This window comes from Acidovorax sp. 69, from assembly GCF_002797445.1.
In the GTDB taxonomy this organism is placed as follows: Bacteria; Pseudomonadota; Gammaproteobacteria; order Burkholderiales; family Burkholderiaceae_C; genus Acidovorax.
The window spans coordinates 2,718,535-2,742,746 of the sequence record NZ_PGEP01000001.1; the positions used below are offsets into that span (position 1 = coordinate 2,718,535).

Here is a 24,212-nt window from a genome sequence, read left to right on the forward strand (position 1 = left end):
CTCCCCAGCGCACCCCGTCACGGCAATCCCCACCCCCACGCATGACCTCTGCCACCCCCGACATCACCGCCGCCAACGCCAACGCCGCCCATGCCTTCATTCAGCGCTGGCAACACAACACCGCCAGCGAGCTGGCCACGGCGCAGAGTTTTGTGATGGAGCTGTGCGAGCTGCTGGACGTTGCCAAGCCCCACCCCACGCCAGAGCAGGACTACATGTTCGAGCGGCCCATCACCTTTGCCCACGGCGACGGCAGCACCAGTGCCGGGCGCATTGACTGCTACCGGCGCGGCCACTTTGTGCTGGAGGCCAAAAAGCTCAAGGCCGGTAGCCACACCAAAGGTTTTGACGACGGCCTGCTGCGCGCCCGCAGCCAGGGTGAAGGCTATGCCCGCGCCCTGCCCAGCGCGGAAGGCCGCCCGCCTTTTGTGCTGGTGGTGGATGTGGGCACCGTCATCGAGGTGTATGCCGAGTTCAGCAAAACCGGCGGCACCTACACCCCCTACCCCGACCCGCGCAGCCACCGCATCGCGCTGGCCGACCTGGCCCGGCCCGAGGTGCAAGACCGCCTGCGCCGCGTCTGGCAGGACCCCGACAGCCTGAACCCCGCGCGCATCAGCGCCCAAGTGACGCGCGATGTGGCCGCGCTGCTGGCGCGCCTCGCCAGATCGCTCGAAACCAGCCGACCAGCCGACCAGCCGACCAGAATTTTCGCAAAATTCCGGATTAACGCAATATAGCAAAGCGTTTATAGCTCCTGAAATAGTAGCAAACTTTCTCACCCGCTGCCTCTTTTCGATGTTCGCCGAAGACGTCGAACTACTGCCCAAAGGCGCGTTTCTGGGCCTGCTGCAAACCCGCTGCGACGACCCCGCCACACTGCAGCAAATGCTGCGCATTCTGTGGGCCGACATGGATCGGGGCGGCTTCAGCGCCGCGCTGGTCAAGCCCGTGCTGCACTTCAACGGCAAGCTCTTCAAAGGCGCGGCACAAGACGGCTACAGCCTGCTGCTCACCCCCGAGCAGGTCGATTTGCTCATCCAGGCCGCCCGCTGCAATTGGCGCGAGGTGGAGCCCGCCATCTTCGGCACCCTGCTGGAGCGCGCCCTCGACCCCACCGAGCGCCACGCGCTGGGCGCGCACTACACGCCCCGCGCCTACGTAGAGCGCCTGGTGCTGCCCACCGTGATCGAGCCCCTGCGCGCAGACTGGGCCAATGCCCAGGCCGCCGCCCTGGTGCTGGCGCACGAAGCCGCTGCGCTGCAAGGCAAGGCGATGGACGCCAAACTGGCCGAAGCGCGTGCTGAGGTCAAAAAATTCCACCACCAGCTGTGCACCACCCGCGTGCTGGACCCCGCCTGCGGCAGTGCCAACTTCTTGTACGTGACGCTGGAACACTTGAAGCGCCTGGAGGGTGAGGTTGTCAACCAGTTGGAGTCCCTGGGCCACACGCAAGACCAACTCGGCTTTGAAGGCGAAACCGTCACCCTGCAGCAACTGCGCGGCATCGAACTGAACGAACGCGCAGCCGCCCTGGCCGAGCTGGTGCTGTGGATTGGCTACCTGCAATGGCACATCCGCACCCGTGGCAAAGCCGCAGTGGCCGAGCCCGTGGTGCACAACTACGGCAACATCGAATGCCGCGACGCCGTGCTGGCCTGGGACGCGCAAGAAGTGGCTTACGATGCCGCCGGAAAGCTGCTCAGCCGCTGGGACGGCACCACGTTCAAGACGCACCCTGTGACGGGCGAGCCAGTGCCCGACGAAGCCGCCCAAGTGCCGCAATGGCGCTACGTGGGCGCTCGGCAGGCAGCGTGGCCGCAGGCGGATTTCATTGTGGGGAACCCGCCGTTTATTGGTGCCAAATATTTGCGCTCAGCCTTGGGCGACGGCTACGCGGACGCTCTGCGCGCCGCGTGGCCCGAGGTGCCAGAGAGTGCAGACTTTGTGATGTTCTGGTGGCACCACGCAGCCGCGCAGGTGGCCGCAGGCCACTCCCGGCGGCTGGGACTGATCACCACCAATAGCCTGACCACGACCTTCAACCGTCGCGTCGTGCAGGCGGCGCTGGACAAAGGCACTCATTTGGAAATGGCGATTGCCGATCACCCATGGGTGGACGGCGCGAACGGCGCCGCCGTGCGCATTGCGATGACGGTGCTGGCACCTGATGCAGGCGAAGGCGGCTTACAGAGCGTGACCACCGAGCACGCCGGTGAATTTGGTGAAGTAGCAGTAACGCTGAATGAACGACGCGGGCTGATTCACGCTGATTTGAGCGTGGGCGCCAATGTGGCGGCTGCGAAGCCATTACAAGCAATGGCGGGCATTTCGTCACCCGGCGTCAAACTGCATGGCGCTGGTTTCATCGTCACGCCACAAGAAGCCGATGCACTGGGCCACGCGCCGCTGATTCGTGACTATCGCAACGGCCGAGACCTCGCCGACAAGCCGCGCGGCGTTATGGTGATCGACGCCTTCGGTCTGGATGCGGAAACCCTGCGCAAGCAATACCCGGCGGTTTACCAATGGTTAGCGGAACGGGTCAAACCAGAACGCGACCTGAACAATCGGGCGGTCTATCGCGACAACTGGTGGATTTTTGGTGAACCTCGCAAGGAGTTACGGCCCGCTCTTGCTGGGCTATCCCGCTACATCGCCACCGTAGTTACCGCCAAACATCGCGTATTCCAATTCCTCGACGCTGGAATACTGGCCGACGATGCTCTTATTGCAATCGCTCAGGACGATGGATACACGCTCGGCGTGCTGTCCAGTCAGTTGCACATCGAATGGGCTTTAGCCACAGGCAGCACTCTGGAAGATCGTCCTCGGTACATAAAAACCACTTGCTTCGAAACCTTCGCCCTCCCCGACGAAGACACCGGCCTGACCCCCGCCCTGCGAGAGCGCATCGCCGACCTTGCCGAGCAGATCGACGCCCACCGCAAGCGCGTGCTGGCGCCCGAGGCAGGCAACACCGGCCTCACCCTCACCGGCATGTACAACGTGCTGGCCGCCTTGCGCGAAGGCCGGGCGCTCACCGCCAAAGAGAAAACCCAGTACGCCCAGGGCCTGGTCGGAGTGCTGCGCGAACTGCACGACGAGCTGGATGCGGCGGTGCTGGCAGCGTATGGCTTGCCCGCCAACGCGAGCACCGACGACATCCTCGCCCACCTGGTGCAGCTCAACGCCCAGCGCGCAGCCGAAGAAGCCCAGGGCCGCGTGCGCTGGCTGCGCCCGGACTTTCAAAATCCGCAAAATTCACTGCAAAAACAAGAGCTGCTAGCGCAAGAGGATAAAGCGCCAGAGGCCGATCTGGATAGTGAAAAATCGCTATCAAAACCAGAGCAAGCAAAACCCACCCAACACCCATGGCCCCCCACCCTGCCCGAGCAGGTGCGCGCCGTGGCCGATGCGTTGGCCGCCAGCCCCGTCCCGCTCACCTTGCCCGCCATTGAGGCCCGCTTCAAAGGCCGTGGCCCGTGGAAGAAAGGCCTGCCCACGCTGCTGCAAACGCTGGAGGCGCTAGGTCGCGCGCAGGCGGTGCAAATTGAAGGCGGCATGGCCTGGCGGGGCTAGTCTCCAAAAACTCGATCTTGCGCACGCCGTGGGCCAAAGGGCCGACGGGTGAGTGGTTCGTGCGCTTCATGCAGTCCGTGCGGCTGGCCTCACGGCAGCGGCGTGCCTTGGTGTGCACGCAGCTGCCAGGTGCCGCCCTCGCCCCCTGGTCCGGCCACCCAGACGGTGAGGAACTGGCTGCGAACCTGCTTTTCCTGTCCGTCCTTGAGCACGGAGGCGTCCATGCGGCCGGTGACCAGTGCAGTGCCGCCGGGCAGCACCTGCACCTGAAGATCGCTCCACTCCAGGAGCAAGTAGCGCATGGCACCGTCGCGGATCTTGCCCAGGTAGCTGTCCCGGGTGTCACGCACGCCGGTGGAATGCACGTACACGATGTCTGGCGACAGCAGGGCCTGGAGGGCCGCACTGTCGCCCGCCAGCATGGCGTTACGCCGCAGTTGCTCGCAGTGCAGCACGGCCTCGGCGGTGATGAGCGAACTCATGGCGCAGCGCTTCAGTCGAGCTTGACGTCGGCCTGGCGCACCACCTTGCCCCATTGGGCAGAGTCGGCCTTGATGAAGGCGGCAAATTCTGCCGGGGTGGTGGCCTTGAGTTCGCCGCCGTACTGGCGCCATTTCTCGGCCAGTTGCGGGTTTTGCGCAGCTTTTTGCATGGCCGCACTGAGCTTTTCGACGATGGCCTTGGGGGTGGCTGCAGGCGCCAGGATGCCTTGCCAGGCCACAGGCGCGTAGTCTGCAATGCCAGCTTCGGCAAAGGTAGGCACATCGGGGAAGGCCGGGTGGCGGGTTTTCCCGGTCAGCGCCAGCAGCTTGAGCTTGCCGCCACGGATACCGCCGGCCGCCACGGGCAAGGCGTCAAACATCACTTGCACCTGGCCAGCCATCAGATCGGTGTAGGGGCTCGTGGTGCTGTAGGGCACAAAGCGCAGTTTGACCCCCGCGTTCGACGCAAACCATTCGCCGGCCAGATGAAAGTAGCTACCAGCGCCCAACGTGGCTGCGGTCACGGTGTCTGGATTGGTCTTGGCATAGGCCACCATTTCAGCCGCTGTCTTGAAGGGTGCTGAAGGCGTGGCAATCAGCCCGGTATTGAGTACGCCCAGCAGGCTGACGGGAGCGAAGTCTTTCTCGGCGTTGAAGGGCAGCTTGGTGTACAGGTGGTGTAGCACCGACATGGTGCTGGTGGTGCCCACCACCAGCGTGTAGCCATCGGGCGCGGCCTTGGCGGCGGCCTCTGTGCCGATGATTCCCGAGGCACCGGGCTTGTTTTCGACGATCACGGTCTGGCCCAGGATCTTGGTCAGCTCGCCCGCAATTTCCCGCGCATTGGCATCGGGCCCCGAGCCGGCCGGAAAAGGCGCCAGCAGCCGGATGGGCTTGGTGGGGTAGTCCTGCGCTTGTGCGCCGCTGGCGGCCAGCAGGGCCAGCGTGATTGCTGCGAGGCCGGTGCGCCGGGTGATGAAGGGGGTCATGTTTTGTCTCCTGAAGGGGTCGTTGAATGGACGCGTGACAACCGCGCTGGATCGCCTGGGTTGAATTCTTGATAAAAAACAAGATTTTGTCAAATTATGAGAATTGATGCATAATTTTATCTAAATCAAGCGACAAAACATCTTTACATGTTCACTCAAACTCCCCAGGAGACGATATGACCCCACCTATCTCGGCACTGCGCGAGCGCGGCTCATTGGTGTTCAGCCACATGGGCTTTTACGTGCGTGACCTAGAACGCATGGCGCACTTTTACAAAGACGTTCTGTGCTTCACCGAGACCGACCGGGGTGACCTGGGAGCGGTTCAGCTGGTGTTTCTGAGCCGCGACCCAGCAGAGCATCACCAGGTGGTGCTGGCCAGCGGCCGCCCAGCGGATCTGACGTTCAGCGTGATCAACCAGATCTCCCTGCGCGTACCCGACCTGGCCACGCTGCGCCTGGTGCGGGACCGCGTTGCGGCCGATGCCGATGTCACGGAGATGCTGTGTGCGACCCATGGCAACGCGGTATCGATCTATTTCCGCGACCCCGAAGGCAACCGGCTGGAGGTGTTCATGGACATGCCCTGGTACTGTGAGCAGCCGCTGCGCGAGCCCATCGACCTGGACCAGTCTGACGAGATCATCATGGCGCGCGCCGAGGCCATCGCGCGCAGCCGCCCCAAATTCCAGTCGCGGGCGTTGTGGCAGGCCGATATGGCCCGTCGCATGGGCTATGCCGACGACAGCCAAGAGGCCTGAGCCATGTTCGACGTCGCAATCATCGGCTACGGCCCCGCTGGCGCCACGCTGGCCAATCTGCTGGGCCAGGCAGGTTTGTCTGTAGTGGTGCTGGAAAAAGAAGCTGGCATCTACCCGCTGCCGCGCGCCATCCACTTCGACGGCGAAGTGATGCGCATCTTTCAGTCGGCGGGCCTGCGCCCGAAGGTAGAGGCCATCTCGCGCCCCGGCCTCAAGGGCATGCACTTTGTCAACGCCGAAGGTGAGACGCTGATGATCCGCGGCGGCACGGCCGCCCAGGGGCCGCACGGCTGCGCGAGCAACCACTACTTTCACCAGCCTGAGCTGGAGCAGGTGCTGCGCGATGGCGCTGCTCGCTTTGCCAGCGTACAGGTGCGGTTGCGCCATGAGGTCACGCAGATCACCGAAGCCGCCGACCATATCAACCTGACTGTTACCGACATGCAGGTTGGCCGCGCCTCTGAGGTGCAGGCACGGTATGTGGTGGGTTGCGACGGCGCGCGCTCCATGGTGCGCAAGGTGCTGGGCAGCCCCATGACAGACCTGGGCCTGCGCCAGCCATGGCTGGTGTTTGACGTCATCCTGAAAGACAACGCTCCCGCACTGCCCGACCACACCGTCCAGTTCTGCGACCCGGCCCGGCCCATGACCTGGTGCAACGTGACAGGGAATCGCCGCCGCTGGGAGATCATGCTGATGCCGGGCGACGACCCGGCCCAGCTGGTGCAGCCCACCACCCTGTGGCAACTGGTGAGCCGATGGATGAAGCCCGAACACGCCGACATCGAGCGCGCCGCGATCTACACCTTCCATTCTTTGATTGCCCAGGGCTGGCGCAAGGGTCGGCTGATGTTGGCCGGCGACTCGGCGCACCAGACGCCGCCTTTCCTGGGCCAGGGCATGTGCGCCGCACTGCGCGATGTCTCCAACCTGGCCTGGAAGCTCGAAGCGGTGCTGCAAGGCCACGCCAGCGAATCACTGCTGGATACCTATGAATCTGAACGCTCGCCCCATGTGCATGCGTTCATCGAACTGGCCGTCAAGCTGGGCGACATCATCCAAGCCACCGACGCCGACAAAGCCCGCGAGCGCGACGCGAAGTTCAGGGCGGGTGGGCCGGAGATTTTCGAGTTTCCGTCGCCACGCCTGGGACCAGGCCTGCTGCACGGCAATACGGGCCCGGTGGGCCAACCGTTCCCGCAGCCGGTGTTGGACGACGGCCGGCTGATGGATCTGCACATCGGCAATCGCTTTGCGGTGATCGGCCGCCCAGCGCTGCTGGGCGCGGTGAGCGAAGAGACCAAAGCGCTCTGGCAACACAGCAATGTGGTGGTGATGGCAACACAGGAGCCGGCCCTGCTCGATTGGCTCGACAGCCACGGTGTGGGGGCCGCCATGCTCAGGCCCGACCGCTACATTCTGGGGTTGGCCAAAACGCCAGGGGAACTGGATGCCATCACGGCGTGCCTGCCCGTGGCGGAACTTCAACCCCACTGAGCCCTTCAAGGGCCAAAGCCCCATGACCGAAAAGTCCGAGTCCAGCCTCGCGCGCATGCTCAGCGTGCTGGACCTGTTTTCCGACCAGCAATTGACCTGGACTGCCGAAGCCATCACCGAGGCGCTGCAGGTGTCGCTACCCACAGGCTACCGTTACGTGAAGATGCTGACCGAAGCGGGCCTGCTGCAGCGCTCGGCCGACGCGAATTACACGCTGGGGCCGCGCATCATCGTGCTGGACCACTACATACGCATGGGTGACCCGGTGCTGCAGCACGGCGTGGCGCAAATGCAGGAGCTGGTCGAGCAAACCGGACTGGACTGCGTCATTTCGTGTCTGTATGGGCAGCAGGTACTCGACACCCACCGGGAGTTCGGCACCACCGAGGCCACGCTGAGCTATGGCCGGGGCCGCCCGCGTCCGCTGTTCCTGGGTGCGGCGCCCAAGGTCATCCTGTCGTGCTTTACCCCGGCACAGTTGCACCGGGTTTTTGACGAGCACCTGGACGAGATCGTGCAGGCTGGCCTGCCCACCGACTGGAGCGATTTCCGCAAGTACTACAGCGCCATTCGCAAAGCCGGGTCCTACTTCTCGAATGGCGAACTCGAACCCAACCTGGCGGCGGTGGGTGTTCCCCTGCAAAAACCTGATGGCACTTTGCTGGGCGCCATCTCGCTGGTAACCACCGTGCCACGCATGGCCGTGATCGATCTGCCCAAGCTGACGCAACGTCTCACCCGCACAGCGCAGGAAATCACGGCCCGCATTCCCTGACTTCCCGCATTCGTCCTCTTCCCTTCCCGCTTTCCTCCTCCGTTCATTTTGAAAGGCCTTTCCCATGAAACTCATCAGCTTCTTGAACCAGGGCACGCCGTCCTACGGCATCGTCAACGGCGACGACGTGCTCGACCTCACGCCCATCCTGGGCGCACAAGCACCCGACCTCAAGACCCTTATCGCCAAGGACCTGCTGGGCGCCGCTGCCGAGGCGGCCAAGAAGCATCCCTTCACCCTCAAGTACGGGCAGCTCACCTTGCTACCCGTCATCCCCAACCCCGGCCAGATCTTCTGTATCGGTCTGAACTACGGCGAGCATGTGCGCGAGACCGGCAAGGAGATCACCGAAACACCCGTGATCTTTCTGCGCCTGCCCGAATCGCAGGTGGCCCATGGCCAGGACATCGTGCGCCCGGCTGAATCGCATCGGCTTGACTACGAGGCAGAGATCGCCCTCGTGATTGGCAAGCCCGGTCGCCGCATCAAGGAAGAGGACGCCTGGGACCACATCGCCGGTTACGCCTGCTACAACGACGGCTCGATCCGCGACTGGCAGGTGGCCACCTCCCAGTGGACGCCCGGCAAGAACTTCTACAAGACCGGCGGCTTTGGCCCCTGGATGGTGACGTCTGACGAGATCCCTGCGGGCAAGGTGATGCGCCTGCAAACGGTCCTGAACGGCCAAGTCCTGCAGGACACCACCACTGACAAGATGATCCACAACATTCCGCGCCAGATCGCCTACATCTCCACCTTCATTCCGCTGTCGCCTGGCGACGTGATCGTGACCGGTACCCCAGGCGGCGTAGGCAACAAGCGCACGCCGCAGATATTCATGAAGCCCGGCGACGTCTGCGAGATCGTGGTGGACGTCATCGGCACGCTGAGAAACGGCATCCGCGACGAGTAATCGTTCAGGTAGCCATTCAGCTTGCGGAGCGCTGGCTGGATCGGCCCGCTTCCTCGGTGCGTGGCAAAGGCTTGTGGATGGGGCCCGTTGGTGCCTGACATAGCGTTCAGAGCGAACGGATCAGACCTCATCGGGCCGGATCAATCGATGGCCGGCACGAAGCAGCGACAGCGGTCGATGTGCCTGCGCCATTTAATTTTCATGAGGACATCATGCATTTCATCCCCCTTACATTCGGTCGCAGCGTGACCCTGTTGGGCGTTGCCTGCGCCTTTGCCGCAGCCGCACCAGCGTTGGCGCAAGACAGCTACCCCAGCAAGCCGATCCGCCTTTTGCTGGGATACGCGCCCGGAGGGGGCAGTGACATGGTGGCTCGCCTCATTGCCAAACCGCTGGGGGAGCGGCTGGGCCAGGGCGTGGTCGTGGACAACAAGCCTGGTGCCGGTGGCAACATCGCAGCAGACTTGGCGGCAAAGGCCCCACCGGATGGCTACACACTGGTGCTGCTGCCCAGTGGTCACTCCAGCAATGCGGCCATGAAGAAAAGTCTGCCTTTCCACCCGGTGAACGATTTCTCCTGGATTTCCACGGTCACCACCTACCCGCTGACCCTCGCGGTAACGCCCAATTCGCCCATCAAGTCATTCCCCGACTTCATGCAACGGGCCAAGGCCGAGCCTGGCCGCTACACCTATACATCCGTGGGGGTAGGTACCGCCATGCATCTGGTTGGCGAGTGGATCATGGCCGAAGGTGGGGGCGTGGCAACCCATGTGCCCTTCAAGGGCGGCGCCGCCCCGCTTACCGAGCTACTGGCAGGTCGCGTAGACGTCATGATCGACACCATGACCAGCACGGCCCCGCTCCTCAAGGACAAACGTTTGCGCGTGCTGGCCGTGACCAGCCCCAAGGGGGCCAGCAATCCCCCCGGCGTGCCCAGCGTGGCGGAGTTTTACCCCACAGTGGTTTTCGAATCCTGGCTGGGAATCGCCGCACCGGCAGGCACACCCCCTGCCATCGTTGCGCGGATCAACAAGGAGTTACGTGCCGTTGTTGCCCAGCCAGAAATACGGCAACAACTCATCGATTGGGGCGGCACACCACAGACTGGTTCACCCCAGGAGTTCCAGGCCCGGGTTGAGCGCGACATCCAGAGTTTGCGCCAGGTGGTTGCAGACCGACGCATTGAAACCGAGTAGTCCCCTCAAAGTGGGATCGTTCACTGATCCGGCCCTGCGACGTACTGAAAATTTTGCAAGCAGCGCTTGCTGAAGCGTTTCGGCCAGTTCAGTGTGAGCGACTCAAACCTCATGGCCCGGATGCTCATTGAATGCGCCAAGCCTGGAGCGGGCTTTCACCGATGACCCGCTGCGACAGCAGTGTGCCACGCCGCAATCTCAACCCAAACCTCAAACCTACGCACTTCATGAAACCGATTCTTCACATCGTCGTTTGCAGCACCCGCCCTGGCCGCGTCGGCCCCGCCGTCGCACAGTGGGCGCAGCAAGAAGCCCTGGCCAACGACAAATTCGATGCGCAAGTGGTGGACCTGGCGTCGTTCAATCTGCCGGTTTTTGATGAGCCTGAGCACCCGCGCCTGCAGAAGTACCAACACGCCCACACCAAAGCCTGGAGTGCCAGCGTCCACGCGGCCGATGCCTTCGTGTTCGTACTGCCAGAGTACAACTTCGGCCCCCCTTCGGCTCTGCTCAATGCCATGAACTACCTCGTGCGCGAATGGCAGTACAAACCAGCAGCTTTCGTCAGCTACGGAGGCATGTCGGGCGGGGTGCGCGCAGTGCAGGTCACAAAGCAGCTGCTGACCACACTCAAGGTGATGCCTCTGCTCGAAGCGGTGGCCATACCAAACGTGGGCCAGCACCTCGATATCGACAAAACCTTTGCACCGAATGATTTCCACACCAGCTCGGCAGCGGCCATGTTCGACGAGTTGTCTCGCTGGGCACAGGCGCTCAAGCCGATGCGTGCGCCGTCGTGAGTGATTCGCGCGGTTAATACCGCTCAATACTGCGGAAGGCGTCGTGCTGAGGAGAACGGTGCCCATCAGATAAGCTGGAATCTTGGCGGGACAAATGAATTATTAAATACTCTTTTAATTTAAAATGAGTATAAATACGATCATGTCTACCGACCTCATCCCCACCCTCGCCGCCGCCCGCAAGGCCCACCAAATGACCCAGGCCCAGCTCGCCGAAAGCGCAGGCCTTTCCCGCATGACGGTGCAGCGCACCGAAGGGGGCGACCTGGACCCGCGCTATTCCACCCTGGCCGAAATGGCCCGCGTGCTGGGCATGGACATCATTGCCGTGCCCAGCAGCCTGCGGCCCAGCCTGGAGGCGTTCATCCAGTCGGGAGGCAAGTTTCTGGGCCAGCCGGAGGGTGTGGATGCCCCGCCCTCGGTGGTGGATGGCCTGCGCCGCTGACCGTAGCAACGCCCCATGAGCACCTCCATCCGCTACCTGCGCCTGTACCTGCACCGCCCCGCGCAGGCGGATGGCCACCCCGGTGGGCGGGAGCCCATCGGCTACCTCTCGCAATACGGCGACATCCTGCGCGTGTCATTCGACGAGAGCTACATCCGCAACCCGCAGCGCCCCACCCTGTCGCTGAGCTTTCAGGGTGCAAACGAGGCGGCCACGCAGCAGATTCTGGCGTCGGCACGCGATGCGCGGCTGGTGCGCACCGATGGGCGCTGGCCTGCCTATTTTCAGAACCTGCTGCCCGAGGGCCACAACCGCGAGCGGCTGGCGCGCGAGCGCGGTTGCAGCCCCGATGACGAGTTCGAGCTGCTGGCCGCCGCAGGCCATGACCTGATGGGCGCGCTGGAGGTGGAGCCCGTGCCCGCGCAAGACGGCATCCCGGACGTGGTGCGGCACTGGCACACCACGCAGGGGCTGGATGTGCTGGAGCCGGGGTTTGTGGAGTTTCCGGTGGAAGACGCGGCATCGCTGCCCGGCGTGGTGACCAAGTTCAGCGCGGTGCAGGACGGCCGCCGCTACACCGTGCACCGCCAGGGCGCGGCGGGCAGCGTGATCTTGAAGCTGCCCACCACCGCCCACCCCGACCTGGTGGCCAACGAATACACGGGCTACCAGCTGTGCAAGGCGCTGGGCTTGCATTGCGCCGATGTGCGCGTCATCACCCGCGCTGAGGCTGACCTGCCCGATGCCGTGCCCTTCAACGAAATTTTGGCCGTGCAGCGTTTTGACCACCTGCCCGGCGGCGCGCGCGTGCACATGGAGGAGTTCAATCAGGTGCTGGGCTACACCCCGCGCCAAAAGTACGGCAAAACCCATGGCAAGGGCGCACTGCAGGACTGGGCCACCATGTTGCGCGTGCTCAACCGCCTGAGCCGCCAGCCGGTGTTGGACACACGCGAGTTTCTGGCGCGCATGGTGGCGTTCATCCTGATGGGCAACACCGATGCCCACCTGAAAAACTGGGCGCTGGTCTACCCCGATGGCCGCGTGCCGCAGCTGGCGCCGGTGTACGACCCCGTGTGCGTGGCTGCGTTTTTTGACGGCGTACCCGACCACCAATACGCGGTGAACCGTGCCATCGACCACACCCTGCGGGCGCTGACCTGGGGCGATCTGGAAGGCCTGATGAAATCTGCCGGGCTGCTGCGTGTGCCCCGGCACCTGGCGCTGCTGCGCGAAACAGTGAAACAGGCCCAGGCAGACTGGCCCGCCTTGTTGCAAGCCACCACCACGCCGCCGACCGTGCGCACCACGGTATTGCAGCGCCTGGCGGGCGGGGTGAAGCTGACAGCGTGACCATGGCGCATGGCGCAGCGGCGTCAGGCACCCAGCATCTGAAGCGCTTCCCATACAGCCAAATGTGCTATTGAATGAATAGCGCATTGCGCTTATTCATCAAGCGCACCACCCGTTTTTATACAAATTCCTTGCCGGTTACATGACCCAAATGTGATGCCACCGTGGATACTGGGCCTCGCAAGCCTCCAATCACCCTCCCTCAAGGATGCCCATGGCCAAGATCCTGGAAGTGAAGTACGAGCACCAGGCCGACGCCCGCGTGTGCGAGGTGGCCCAAAAAAGCCTGGCCGATCTGTGCTGGCACGAAGTCGCCTACCCTACGCAAGCCACGGGCGATGCGGTCTGGTTCCTGGTGGCCTATGCGAACCAGGCGAGCTTCAAGGTTTACCGCGTCAAACATGCCAGCCAGGCAGACCTCAAACTCTTCAAAGTGGCCACCCCCGAGGAAGCGGGCTGGCGCACCAAAGACCATCTGCTGCGCGGCAAGCTGGGGTGACCTCTGCCGGGCAACGGCCACAAGCCCTTGGAGCGGGTTCTCAGCCAGAGGCAATCCGGGCGTCAGTGCCTCTTGTGAGGCACGGTGGACAAGAAGATAGGCTCGCTTGCTGCAGCGGTCACGCAACGTACCGGCACCCAGGTCATTGTGCGAACGTGAATGACAAACACGCCCATGCCACAACACGAGGCCGCAGGGTCTTGCACCGGGCGCAGCACGCGTAACATGGCGCGGGGGGCGCTGCTCCCCCCACGACTCCATGTAAAAATCCTGATTTGATAGCTACCAAGGCATACTGAACAAGCACCGGTGGCTATTTTGACCCCACCCTCGCCATGGCCGCTGCCACCGATCTACCCACCCCCTCCCCGAGCCTTCTCCAAGGCCCCAACCCCGCAACCCGGCCGACCTGTTCTGGTCCTTCACCTGGCTGGCCCTGCAGGGCTTTGGCGGCGTGCTGGCGGTGGTGCAGCGCGAACTGGTGGAGAAAAAACGCTGGATGACCAACGAGGAGTTTGTCGAGGACTGGGCCGTGGCGCAGATCATGCCGGGCCCCAACGTGGTCAACCTCAGCATCATGATTGGCGACCGCTACTTTGGGCTGCGCGGGGCGTTTGCGGCCCTCGCGGGTATGCTGACGTTTCCGCTCATGCTGGTGCTGGCACTGGCCGTGGTGTACGCACAATTTGCCAGCCACCCCGCCGTGGCCGGTGCGCTGCGTGGCATGGGCGCCGTGGCGGCCGGGCTGATCGCGGGCGTGGGGATCAAGCTCTTTGTCTCGATCAAGAACCACCCGCTGAGCCGGCCGCTGTGCATGGCCGTGACGGCACTGACCATCGTGGCCATGGCGTGGTTGCGCTGGCCTTTGTTCTGGATATTGCCGGTGATCGGCGGCGCAGCCTGCGTGCTGACATGGAGAAAGCTCGCGCCATGAACGCTGCCGCCACTGTGACCGCCCCTCTTCTGGCCCTGAGCGCAGGCGACTGGTTCAACCTGTTTCTGTACTACCTGTCGCTGTCGCTGCTGGCCGTGGGTGGCGCCATTGCCACCGCGCCCGATATGCACCGTTTCCTCGTCGAGCGCCAGGCCTGGCTGACCGATCCGCAGTTCAACGCGTCGATCGCCATCGCACAGGCCGCACCAGGCCCCAATGTGTTGTTCATCGCCCTGCTGGGCTGGAACGTGGGCATCAACGCCGGTGGCCCAGGCATGAATGGCTGGCTGCTCGGGACGCTGGGCATGGCGGTGTGCATGCTGGGGGTGATGCTGCCCAGCAGCCTGCTGACTTGGCTGGCCACGCGCTGGGGTCACCGCAATCGCGAGCGCCGGGGGGTGCGGGCCTTCAAGCAGGGCATGGCACCGGTGGTGATCGGCCTGCTGCTGGCTACCTCATGGGTGCTGGCCCGCGCGCATGGCAGCCCCACTGCGGCCTGGCCGCTGTGGCTGCTGAGCGCCGTGACCGTGGTGCTGGTGTGGCGCACCAAGCTGCATCTGCTGTGGATGCTGGGCGCAGGGGCGCTGCTGGGCGCGCTGGGCTGGGTGTGACCAAGCCCTGAACGCACCAAAACGCACCCCAGAGCCCGTGCCCACCCCCGGCAGCCGGCAGGGGTGGCTTACGCGCCAGACGCGCGGTCGAGCATTTCTTAACTGATCCGGCGCCCGTTTTCTGCGTAGATCGCCAGGTAAATGGCGTCCGAACCAATGTACGGCGCCTTGTTGCCAAAGCCGATATTGAAGTCACCAAACGACAGTGCACGGATGCTCGTCAGCCCGGCGCGCAGGCGCTCACGCGTAGGTTCTTTGCCCGCGTTCTTCAGGCCTTCGATCATGATCTGGGCATTGAGCCAGCCTTCGAGCGCGCTGCCGCTGTTCAAGAACGCGGCATCTGCGCCGGTGGCCTTCATGGTGCTCTGGAACTTGCGCACCACCACCGACTTCTGCGAATTGGCGTCCGGGAACACCTGCACCAGCGCAAGGCCACGCGTGGATGCGGCCAGCTTGGGCAGCTCGGACGAGATCACGGTGACCGACAGCCCCGCCAACGGCACACCCTGCGCCTTGGCGCGGAACGCCTGCACAAACGCCGTGTTGGCGGTGCCCGTGGTGGCCAGCAACACCGCGCCGGGGCGCTCAGCGGCCACCTTGTCGGCCAACTCAGCACCGTTCTTGCCATCCACAGCCAGCGCAAATTCGCCCCCGCGCTCGACCTTGATCTCGTCCAGCGCCCGGGACATGTCCTTGAGCACTTCCTTGCCGAAGGGGTTGTCCAGATAAACCACGGCAATGCGCTTGAGACCCATGTCCACGATCTGCTTGACCAGGCGCTGTGTCTCCTCGCGGTAGCTCGGGCGCAAGAAAAACACATGGCGATTTTCCGGCGCGCGCAGCGAGGTGGCGCCCGTGACCGGGCCCACAGTGGGAATGCCCTTCGACTCGATCAGCGGCAAGATGGACGCCGTGTTGGCGGTGCCCAATGGCGAAATCAGCGCAAACACCGACTGCGCCTCTACCATGTCCGTCACATTCTTGAGGGTGCGGCTGGCTACGTAGCCATCGTCCTTCACCTCCATGCGAATTTCGCGGCCGTGCACGCCGCCTGCGGCATTGACCTCGGCAAACGCGGCTTTCATGCCCGCCACCTGCTCAATGCCCGCCTGACCCAAGGGGCCGGTCAGTGCGATGGAGCAGCCGAGGTTGATCGACCGTGCGGTCAGCGCCTCTTCAGCCGCCATGGAAGTCTGGGCCCATACGGGCAGGCCAGTGGCAGCGACAGCCTGGGTGGCGCGCAAAAGAAAGTGACGACGGCTCATGGTGGTGTGTGACTGAAAAAGCAAAGGTGGCGCAGGCTACCGGCCGCTGCGCCCCGCCACTGTCCGCTGTGCGACACAAGCCGCTGTGCCGACCAGAAATAGGGGGTTTTCACTGAGCCAGGACAAACAGCGCAGACAAAGTACGCCCGCGCCTTGCCCCGGTAGCCTCAGCGGCCCAACAACTGCGGCAACAGGGTGGCGGCCGTGCCGCGCAGCAACAGGTGTGCCACACCGTCCAGTTCGCTGTGGGCGGGATTGAGTACGACCACGCGTGCGCCAGTGGCCCGGGCCTGGTGCGCCAGGCCCGCCGCCGGATAAACCGCGCCCGCCGTGCCCACCACCAGCATCAGATCACACCGCCCCGCAGCGTTGTGGGCGGCATCCAGCACATCCGGAGGCAAGGGCTCGCCAAACCACACCACCCCCGGCCGCAGCAGGTTGCCACAGCCCCCGCAATGCGGTGGGTGGCCCGCGACGGCGTGCCCGGCAAGGCAACAGCTGCGTGGCGTGTCAAGCCATTGGTATTCAAAGATGTCACCGTGCAGGCACAACACGCCGGTGCTGCCCGCACACTGGTGCAGGCCGTCGACGTTCTGGGTGATCAGCGTGAGCCCGCCCGGGTGTTATTGCCCAAAGGTAGCCAGTGCAAGGTGCCCAGCGTTGGGTGACACCTCAGCCAGCAGCTCGCGCCGGTACTGGTACCAGTCCCACACGCGCTGCGGATGGCTGCGAAAGCCCTCTTCGGTCGCCATGTCCTCGGGCCGAAACTGCGCCCAATAGCCGGTCTGCGCATCGCGGAAGGTGGGCACGCCCGATTCGGCACTGACACCGGCCCCGGTCAGTACGGCAAGGTGCCGCGCCTGCTGAACCCAGGTTCTGGCGTCGTCAAGCGGGGCACCCGGCATGGGGCGGGGCGGTTCAGGTCCGCTGACGCAGTGCCTCGTAAAGGCACACACCGCTGGCTACCGACACGTTCAGGCTTTCCACAGCCCCTTTCATGGGGATGCTGACCAGCTCATCGCAGGTCTTGCGGGTGAGCTGGCGCATGCCGTCGCCCTCCGCGCCCAGCACCAGAGCGACGGGGCCTTTCAGGTCCACCTGGTACACGGTCTTGGGTGCGTCGTCGCTGGTGCCGATACACCAGATATTGCGCTCCTTGAGTTCATTGAGCGTGCGCGACAGGTTGGTCACCATGAAGTACGGCATGGTCTCGGCCGCGCCACTGGCCACCTTGGCCACGGTGGCGTTGATGCCCACGGCATGGTCCTTGGGGGCGATCACCGCGTGGGCGCCCGCGCCATCGGCCACGCGCAGGCAAGCGCCCAGGTTGTGCGGGTCGGTCACGCCGTCGAGCACCAGCAGCAGCGGATTTTCAATGCCAGCGGCTTCCAGGTTCTCCAAAAGCTCATCGAGCGAGGTGATCTGGGCCACGGGCTCCACGCGGGCGGCCACGCCCTGGTGGCCATGGCTGCCGGCCAGTTTGGCAATGCGCTCGCTGTCGGCTTCGATCAGGCGGGCGCCGGCCTCGCGGGCGCGGTCGAGAAACTGGCGCATGCGGGCATCGCGCCGCGTGACTTCGTAGTAAATCTCGATGACGGACTTTGGTGCGGTCTTCAGACGCACACCCACGGCGTGAAAGCCGAAGAGAACTTTGGGGCTGGACATGGGGGGATTATCCGCTGGCTACAGACTGCGCTGCATGGCAACTATCAATTTCATAGCTGCCAGCGCATGAACTACCTGCACCAGCGGCCAAAAACACTCCAAATTGCTTCGCGACTCAGACCACCCGTCCCGCATCGATGGTGATGCGCCGCTCGCACTGCGCAGCAATGGCACGGTCGTGTGTGACCAGCACAAGGGTGGTGCCCTGCTCGCGGTTGAGATCGAACATGAGCTTCATGATGGTTTCGCCAGTCGCAAAATCGAGGCTGCCGGTGGGCTCGTCGGCCAGCAGCACGGCGGGCTGCACGACAAAGGCGCGGGCCAGGGCCACGCGCTGCTGCTCGCCGCCCGAAAGCACCTTGGGGTAGTGCGACAGGCGCTGGCCTAATCCCACGCGCGCCAGCATCTCGGTGGCGGCCTTGCGCGCATCGCGGCGGTCGGCCAGCTCCAGTGGCAGCATCACGTTCTCCAGCGCCGTGAGGTTGCCCATGAGCTGAAAGCTCTGAAACACAAAGCCCACCTTTTGCGCACGCAGGGCAGCACGCGCGTCTTCGTCGATGGCAAAAAGGTCCTGGCCGTCAAGCCGTACCGTGCCACGCGTGGGTGTGTCCAGCCCTGCGATGATGGACAACAAGGTACTCTTGCCCGACCCCGATGCACCCACGATGGCAGCGGTTTCCCTGGCGGCCAGGCGGAAATCGATATCCCGCAGAATGTCGAGTGTTCCGGTGGAATCCGTCACCGACTTGAAGACATGCTCGATGGCAATGATGGGTGTGGCAGACGACGTCGCGGGCAGTGGGGAGGATTCGGACATGAAAGGCACTTTACTTTGATTCGATATCTGCAACGACGCCACTTTATCCTGAGCACAGCGACCGCCGCGATGGTGGGGCTTTGTGCCCCTGCCGTGTTGGCGCAAGCGAACAGCAAGGCGGCGACCACGCCCGCTCGGCAGCCGGTGATCCTCGTGCTCGGTGACTCACTGAGCGCGGAGTACGGTCTTGCACGTGGCACCGGCTGGGTGGCATTGCTCGAAAAGCAGTTGGTTCAGGAGAAATGGGCGGCCACGGTGGTCAACGCCAGTGTGAGCGGCGACACCACCTCGGGTGGACGCTCGCGCCTGGCAGCACTGCTGGCGCAGCACAAACCCAGTCATGTGGTGATCGAGTTGGGCGGCAACGACGCGCTGCGCGGGTTGCCACTGAAAAATACCGAAGAGAACCTGGCCTGGATGACGCAGACGGCGCAGAAAACGGGTGCCAAGGTCCTGCTGGTGGGAATGCAGGTGCCACCCAACTATGGCACCGACTACGCAAACCGGTTTGCGGGTTTGTTCACCACCGTGGCGCAGGCGCAGAGGGCTGCGGTAGTGCCCTTCCTGCTGAAGGGAGTGGCCGACGGGCCTGATCCAACCCGCCTGTTCCAGCCAGACCGCATCCACCCACGCGCCGAAGCGCATCCGCAGATGCTGGCCAATGTCTGGCCGGAACTCAAGAAACTGATGCGCTGAGATGCGCCTGGCGCCTTAAGCGCCGGTGGCGCCTGCAGGCTGCTCGGGAGTACCGGCATCGCCCATGGGCTGACCATCAGCGGGCTGGTCATCGCCCTGCGGATCGTCCGGCCTGCGCTGTGTTTTGGACCTCAGCTTCTCTTCCTTTTTTTTCTTTTTGGCGAGTTCGCGCTGGCGTTTTTCGTATCCGTAGTTGGGTGTTGCCAAGGTAATTGCTTCCTGAAGTAGAGGCTCACTGTAACAGCATGGACTTTTTTCACGCGGCTGCGGGCGGCAACTGGGGTGGGGTTACTGATGCACGATACGCATGCCAACTGGCAAAGCCCAGCACCGGGCCTGCCAAAAGCAGCCCCACGCCCCAGAACCAGAGCGAAAGTGTCACGATGGCAGTGATGAGCGCCCCCCAGAGCAGCATGACGAGGGTGTTCTCCAAAACCACCCGCATGCTGGTGATACCGGCGGTCAAAGCATCGGTGTCGCGATCCAGAATCATGGGGATAGACACCACCGAGGTGGAGAACACCAGCGCCGCAAACACACCACCCACCACGGTGTACACGGCCACAAAACTCCAGTTTTGCGGGTTGAACACCGCCTGCAATACGCCGGTGGTCGATGGCATGCCGGTGTTGAAAAACACTGCAAACACCACCAGCGACGCGCGCCCCCAGAGCAACTCCAGCACCACCAGCACCAGCACCAGCATGCCCATGCTGCCCATATGGCGGTCCCAGCAGGTGAGCGACTCGCTCAGCTCGGGTCGGAGCCCCGCCTCGCGCCTGCGGCTGGTGTCGTACAGCCCCATGGCCAAAAAGGGCCCCACCAGCAGACAGCCGCTGGCCAGAGACATCGTGTATTCGGGCCGCGTGCGGAAGACCCAGCCCAGCACCAACGCCATGCAGCAGAAACACACGCCATAGAACACCGAAATACCGGGGGCAGCGCGCACATCCTGCACCCCCCTGGCAAGCCACCGAAACGGATCGGCGAGCGTCAGGCGCTGCAAGATGACCGGCTGGGCTGCCTGGGCATCCAGCGCGACACGCGGCGCTGGGTCAATGGGGTCAATGGGGTCAGGAACGGGATCAGCGGGATGGGTGGGCGTGGCGGTCATGCAAACAGGCAGGCTGTGGGAGTTGGGCAGCGGGAAACCCGCGAACCCTCACCCTAAGCCAGGCCCTTGTCACGCGCCACTGAGGAAACTACCACCCCCGGTAAAAAAGAGAGAAAAGGCTACCCCGCCGGGAAGGCATGCTCCAGGGCCTGCCACAGATCCTGCCGCAGGTCTTCCACAGCCTCCAGGCCGATAGAAAACCGCACCAACGTGCCTGGTTTGAGGTGCGTGGGCGCGCGGCTGCGCATGCTGGCGATGTTGTAGGGCACAACCAGGCTCATGGGGCCGCCCCAGCTGTAACCCAGCCGGAACAGGCGCAAGCCGTCGCAGAAAGCATCGACCTGCTGCTGCGTGTATCGGGCATCGATCATCACGCTGAACAGGCCTGCCGCCAACCCCGGCCCGCCCCGCCCAGCGCCACATAGAGCCTTCCAGTGCGCGTGGCCGGGCGCGTCTTCCAGCGCGGGATGCAATACCTGCGCAATGGCAGGCTGCAGCTGCAACCAACGCGCCAGACTGCGAGCGGCCTCGTCATGGGCGCGGTAGCGCAGGCCAATACTGGGCAGCGCGCGCAGCACGGCCTCTGCGTCGTTGGCCCCCACACCCAGGCCCAGGCGCATGTGGGTGAGCTTGATTTTCATGTGCAACCCGAGGTCGCGCGTGATGACACTGCCCATGAGCACATCACCGCCACCACTGGGGTATTTGGTCAGCGCGTGGGCAGAAATATCCACACCAAGGCTGCCGTCCCCCGTCAGATCAAACGGTGCAAACGCCAGCCCAGCGCCCCAGGTGTTGTCCAGCGCGGTGATCACGCCGCGAGCGCGGCAGATGCGCACCTGCTCACACAGGTCCGGAAATTCCATGCTGACCGAACCTGGCGCCTCCAGCCACACCAGCCGGGTGGCGGGTGTGATGCGGGCCGCCAGGTCGGACAGGTCCAGGGGGTCATAGAACACATGGGAGATGCCAAACCGGGCCAGCTCGCCGTTGGCGAGGTCTTTGCCAGGGCCGTATGCGTTGTCCGGAATCAGTACCTCGTCGCCGGGTTTGAGCAGGGCCAACGACACATTGGCGATAGCGGCCAGGCCGCTGGGTACCAATACGCACTGAAGACCACCCTCCAGGGTGCACAGGCGCTCTTCGAGGATGAAGGTGGTGGGCGTGCCGTGGAGGCCGTAGGTATAGCCGCTCTTGTCTTTCCATTCCCGCGAGCGCATGGCAGCCACGTTGGGGAAGATGACCGTCGAAGCCTTGAAGACGCCAGGCTGGGGCGCTAAAAAACCGGCGGGTGGAATGTAGTCGTGGTGGACGATGCGGGTTGCTGGATCGGTGTCATGGTCGTTCATGACAACCATGGTAGCGCGCCGCAAGGGGCGAACCCGCACGGCGCGTGGCCTGGAGGGATGCCGCAACAACGGCTCCGCTCCACGCACGCATCGGCGATTTTTTAGCTTGCGGTGACAACCAGCTGGTTGTTCACCGAGGTCACGCCCGTCACTGCCTTGGCAATGGTTTCTGCGCGCTCACGGGCCACGGTAGAGGGTGCGGGGCCATTCAGCGTGACCTTGCCATTCACGGTATCTACATTGATTTTGACGGCACTCAGATCAGGGTCTTTGGCCAGACCTGCACTGATCTGGGCGGTGATGGTTGCGTCGTCAATCATGCCCTTGGCATTGTTGGCGGCCTGCTTGGCCGTGGTTTCAGCATTCGCTGCGCCCTGCTCCATCTTGGTTTCGGCGCTTTGCATAGCCCCTTCGGCCTTCACGCGCGCATCGGCAGCAGCCTGCTCGGTCTTTTCTACGGCAGAGTCCAGACGCTGGCCCACCGTGGGCTCTTCCTTCTTGCCGCAGGCTGAGAGACCCAGGGCGAGTGCGCTCACAGCCAGAATGGTGGCAACCCGATGTGCGGGACGATCGATCATTTTCAGTGTGTTCATGCAGTGACTCCTTGCGAGTGAAACAGGGGTCCACTGTAGGCAGCCACACTCGGTCAACGGGTCGGACGCCACTGAAGTGCTTGTAGGACGGTATCACCAGTCAGTCCGCCAACGACGCGGCAAAACAGGCTGCCGCGCGCGACAATCACCCCATGATGTCGTCTTCGCTGGCCCGCTGGCTTCCTTTTCTGAAATGGCCCCGCCCTGACCGCCACTTGCTCAAAGGGGAGTTCTGGGCAGGCATGACGGTGGGCCTCATGCTGGTGCCGCAGGGCGTGGCCTATGCCGCACTGGCCGGTATGCCGCTGGTGACCGGGATCTACGCTTCGCTGATCCCTGCACTGATCGCGGTGCTGTTCAGCTCGTCCACCCGGCTGGGCGTGGGGCCGACGGCGCTGACCAGTTTGTTGATTGGGGCGTCGCTCACCGGTCTGGCCGAGCCAGGCAGCGCCCAATGGGTGGCTATGGCCGCATGGATGGCGCTGCTCTCGGGCTTGCTGCAGCTGGTCATGGGGTTGGCGCGATTTGGCTGGCTGCTCAACCTGGTCACGTCGCCGGTACTCAGCGGGTTCACGCAAGCAGCGGCACTGTTGATTCTGGGATCTCAACTGGGCGCCCTCACGGGCCTCAGAGCCGCCGACTGGGGTGCCTTGCTGTCCACGCCGTCACCGGGCCTGTTTGACCTGACGGCGGCGGCCTTTGGACTGGGCAGCCTGGCGCTGCTGATGGTGGCACGCCGCTGGAGACCCAACTTCCCGGCCGCCATCATCATCGTAGGTGCGGCAGGCGCATTGAGTTGGGCGCTGAACTATGCCGACGCCGGAGGCGCCGTGGTGGGGTCGCTTCCTTCGGGCCTGCCGGCGCCCTATTGGCCCGGCGCCCTGCCCTGGTCAAGTTTCACGGCGCTGGTAATGCCCGTGCTGGTGGTCACCCTGGTGAGCTTTCTCGAAACAGCGTCCAGTGCCAAGGTAGAAAGCCAACGCTCCAGCGAACAGTGGAACGAAAACCAGGACCTGATTGGCCAGGGGCTCGCCAAGATCAGCAGCGGTCTGTGCGGCAGTTTTGCCACCAGCGCTTCGTTTTCGCGCTCTGCCATCAACCTCTATGCGGGCGCCAAGAGCGGCTGGGCCACGCTGTTTGCCATCGGCCTGGTGCTGGTAGTGTTGCTGTGGCTAACCCCGGCGCTCTATCACGTGCCGCAGTCGGTACTGGCCGCCGTGGTGGTCACAGCGGTGACCAGCTTGATCAAGCCTGGCACGCTGTTGAGGCTGTGGCGGGTATCACGTGTCGAGGCGGTGATCGGAGGCATCACCTTCGCCCTGACCTTGGCAACGGCCCCACGCATGTACTGGGGCGTGCTGGTGGGGTTGCTGATCAACCTGAGCCACTTTCTGTACCAGCGCTTGCACCCCCGGATCATCGAAGTGGGGCTGCATCCAGACGGTAGCATGCGTGACCGCCACCTGTGGAGCCTGCCACCGCTGGCACCACGGCTTTTGGCACTGCGGATGGACGCCGAGCTGGACTTTGCCTCGGCAAGCGCACTGGAGCGACGGGTGACGGAGCACCTGGCGGAACACCCCGATGTCGTGCACCTGTGCCTGCTGGCCCAACCCATCAATCGCATCGACGTGACCGGTGTGGAAACTTTTGCGCAGTTGCTGGCCCTGATGCAATCCAGAGGCGGAACGCTGCACCTGAGCGGCTTGAAGCTTCCCGCAGAGCAGGTGCTTCGGCAAGCGGGGCTCCTGGAGCCTTGTATTGGCTTGGCCATGTACCGAACCGACGCAGAAGCGTTGGTGGCGCTGCAGCAGCTCCCGGAACCCATCGCAAGGGTTTGATGACGAGGGTTAGTCCACGCCATGGGCGGGCC

General features: G+C 63.9%; 24 protein-coding genes and 1 pseudogene. 15 read left to right on the plus strand and 10 right to left on the minus strand.

The features are described from left to right. Positions 1-41 precede the first annotated feature (41 nt). Positions 42-740 carry a type IIL restriction-modification enzyme MmeI gene (locus CLU85_RS23385; protein WP_232727810.1) on the plus strand — a complete coding sequence of 233 codons (699 nt, stop codon included), beginning with the start codon at positions 42-44 and terminating at the stop codon, positions 738-740. 58 nt (positions 741-798) lie between these two features. Then, positions 799-3,582, plus strand: a complete 2,784-nt coding sequence (locus CLU85_RS12440) for a DNA methyltransferase (protein ID WP_232727811.1) — start codon at positions 799-801, stop codon at positions 3,580-3,582. An 89-nt stretch (positions 3,583-3,671) separates the two neighbouring features. Here CLU85_RS12440 and CLU85_RS12445 read toward each other — a convergent pair whose 3' ends face one another. Next, complete coding sequence (locus tag CLU85_RS12445) at positions 3,672-4,064, minus strand: nuclear transport factor 2 family protein (RefSeq protein WP_157803960.1); 393 nt, start codon at positions 4,062-4,064, stop codon at positions 3,672-3,674. An 11-nt stretch (positions 4,065-4,075) separates the two neighbouring features. Then, positions 4,076-5,053, minus strand: a complete 978-nt coding sequence (locus CLU85_RS12450) for a tripartite tricarboxylate transporter substrate binding protein (RefSeq protein ID WP_100410534.1) — start codon at positions 5,051-5,053, stop codon at positions 4,076-4,078. 176 nt (positions 5,054-5,229) lie between these two features. Between CLU85_RS12450 and CLU85_RS12455 the strand changes: the two genes are divergently transcribed. The 11 genes from CLU85_RS12455 to CLU85_RS12505 all read left to right on the plus strand — a co-directional run bounded on the left by CLU85_RS12455 (position 5,230) and on the right by CLU85_RS12505 (position 14,840). Beyond that, positions 5,230-5,814 carry a VOC family protein gene (locus tag CLU85_RS12455; RefSeq protein WP_100410535.1) on the plus strand — a complete coding sequence of 195 codons (585 nt, stop codon included), beginning with the start codon at positions 5,230-5,232 and terminating at the stop codon, positions 5,812-5,814. A gap of 3 nt (positions 5,815-5,817) precedes the next feature. After that, a complete protein-coding gene (locus CLU85_RS12460) occupies positions 5,818-7,311 on the plus strand; it encodes a bifunctional 3-(3-hydroxy-phenyl)propionate/3-hydroxycinnamic acid hydroxylase (protein ID WP_100410536.1) in 1,494 nt (497 codons plus the stop codon). 22 nt (positions 7,312-7,333) lie between these two features. Then, positions 7,334-8,086 carry an IclR family transcriptional regulator gene (locus CLU85_RS12465; protein ID WP_100410537.1) on the plus strand — a complete coding sequence of 251 codons (753 nt, stop codon included), beginning with the start codon at positions 7,334-7,336 and terminating at the stop codon, positions 8,084-8,086. Positions 8,087-8,150: 64 nt separating this feature from the next. Next, complete coding sequence (locus tag CLU85_RS12470) at positions 8,151-8,999, plus strand: fumarylacetoacetate hydrolase family protein (protein WP_100410538.1); 849 nt, start codon at positions 8,151-8,153, stop codon at positions 8,997-8,999. 212 nt (positions 9,000-9,211) lie between these two features. Continuing rightward, the gene (locus tag CLU85_RS12475; RefSeq protein ID WP_100410539.1) at positions 9,212-10,198 is read left to right on the plus strand and encodes a tripartite tricarboxylate transporter substrate binding protein; all 987 of its coding nucleotides are present in this window, start codon (positions 9,212-9,214) and stop codon (positions 10,196-10,198) included. 227 nt (positions 10,199-10,425) lie between these two features. Further along, positions 10,426-10,998, plus strand: coding sequence for an NADPH-dependent FMN reductase (locus tag CLU85_RS12480; protein WP_100412521.1), 573 nt, complete (start codon positions 10,426-10,428; stop codon positions 10,996-10,998). A 142-nt stretch (positions 10,999-11,140) separates the two neighbouring features. Next, the gene (locus tag CLU85_RS12485; RefSeq protein WP_010458494.1) at positions 11,141-11,443 is read left to right on the plus strand and encodes a helix-turn-helix transcriptional regulator; all 303 of its coding nucleotides are present in this window, start codon (positions 11,141-11,143) and stop codon (positions 11,441-11,443) included. A 15-nt stretch (positions 11,444-11,458) separates the two neighbouring features. Beyond that, positions 11,459-12,796, plus strand: coding sequence for a type II toxin-antitoxin system HipA family toxin (locus CLU85_RS12490; protein ID WP_100410540.1), 1,338 nt, complete (start codon positions 11,459-11,461; stop codon positions 12,794-12,796). 214 nt (positions 12,797-13,010) lie between these two features. Further along, positions 13,011-13,295, plus strand: a complete 285-nt coding sequence (locus CLU85_RS12495) for a DUF6150 family protein (protein ID WP_100412522.1) — start codon at positions 13,011-13,013, stop codon at positions 13,293-13,295. Positions 13,296-13,704: 409 nt separating this feature from the next. Further along, the gene (locus CLU85_RS12500) at positions 13,705-14,229 is read left to right on the plus strand and encodes a chromate transporter (protein ID WP_100410541.1); all 525 of its coding nucleotides are present in this window, start codon (positions 13,705-13,707) and stop codon (positions 14,227-14,229) included. Then, positions 14,226-14,840, plus strand: coding sequence for a chromate transporter (locus tag CLU85_RS12505; protein ID WP_100410542.1), 615 nt, complete (start codon positions 14,226-14,228; stop codon positions 14,838-14,840). The genes CLU85_RS12500 and CLU85_RS12505 overlap by 4 nt, the downstream gene beginning before the upstream one ends. A 98-nt stretch (positions 14,841-14,938) precedes the next feature. Here the strand turns inward: CLU85_RS12505 and CLU85_RS12510 are convergent, their stop codons facing one another. The 4 genes and pseudogenes from CLU85_RS12510 to CLU85_RS12525 form a co-directional block, all read right to left on the minus strand. Then, a complete protein-coding gene (locus CLU85_RS12510) occupies positions 14,939-16,105 on the minus strand; it encodes an ABC transporter substrate-binding protein (protein WP_100410543.1) in 1,167 nt (388 codons plus the stop codon). Positions 16,106-16,272: 167 nt separating this feature from the next. After that, positions 16,273-17,010: pseudogene (locus tag CLU85_RS12515) on the minus strand (NAD-dependent deacetylase). Positions 17,011-17,023: 13 nt separating this feature from the next. After that, a complete protein-coding gene (rlmB, locus tag CLU85_RS12520; protein ID WP_100410544.1) occupies positions 17,024-17,770 on the minus strand; it encodes a 23S rRNA (guanosine(2251)-2'-O)-methyltransferase RlmB in 747 nt (248 codons plus the stop codon). 115 nt (positions 17,771-17,885) lie between these two features. Further along, on the minus strand, positions 17,886-18,587 hold the full coding sequence (locus CLU85_RS12525) for an ABC transporter ATP-binding protein (protein WP_100410545.1): 702 nt from the start codon (positions 18,585-18,587) through the stop codon (positions 17,886-17,888). 15 nt (positions 18,588-18,602) lie between these two features. On the opposite strand from CLU85_RS12525, the gene CLU85_RS12530 reads away from it, so the two are divergent. After that, positions 18,603-19,283, plus strand: coding sequence for an arylesterase (locus CLU85_RS12530; protein ID WP_100410546.1), 681 nt, complete (start codon positions 18,603-18,605; stop codon positions 19,281-19,283). A 15-nt stretch (positions 19,284-19,298) separates the two neighbouring features. On the opposite strand, the gene CLU85_RS12535 is transcribed toward CLU85_RS12530, so the two are convergent. From CLU85_RS12535 to CLU85_RS12550, 4 genes are all read right to left on the minus strand, one after another. After that, entirely contained in the window at positions 19,299-19,490 is a 192-nt protein-coding gene (locus CLU85_RS12535) for a hypothetical protein (protein ID WP_100410547.1), read from the minus strand. A 49-nt stretch (positions 19,491-19,539) separates the two neighbouring features. Next, on the minus strand, positions 19,540-20,397 hold the full coding sequence (locus CLU85_RS12540) for a DUF2189 domain-containing protein (protein WP_100410548.1): 858 nt from the start codon (positions 20,395-20,397) through the stop codon (positions 19,540-19,542). Positions 20,398-20,516: 119 nt separating this feature from the next. Then, positions 20,517-21,755 (minus strand): PLP-dependent transferase, encoded by a 1,239-nt coding sequence (locus CLU85_RS12545; RefSeq protein ID WP_100410549.1) that lies wholly within the window; start codon positions 21,753-21,755, stop codon positions 20,517-20,519. 92 nt (positions 21,756-21,847) lie between these two features. Next, a complete protein-coding gene (locus CLU85_RS12550; protein ID WP_100410550.1) occupies positions 21,848-22,339 on the minus strand; it encodes a BON domain-containing protein in 492 nt (163 codons plus the stop codon). A gap of 152 nt (positions 22,340-22,491) precedes the next feature. Here CLU85_RS12550 and CLU85_RS12555 point away from each other — a divergent pair, with 152 nt between their 5' ends. Continuing rightward, the gene (locus CLU85_RS12555) at positions 22,492-24,180 is read left to right on the plus strand and encodes a SulP family inorganic anion transporter (protein WP_100410551.1); all 1,689 of its coding nucleotides are present in this window, start codon (positions 22,492-22,494) and stop codon (positions 24,178-24,180) included. Positions 24,181-24,212 lie beyond the last annotated feature (32 nt).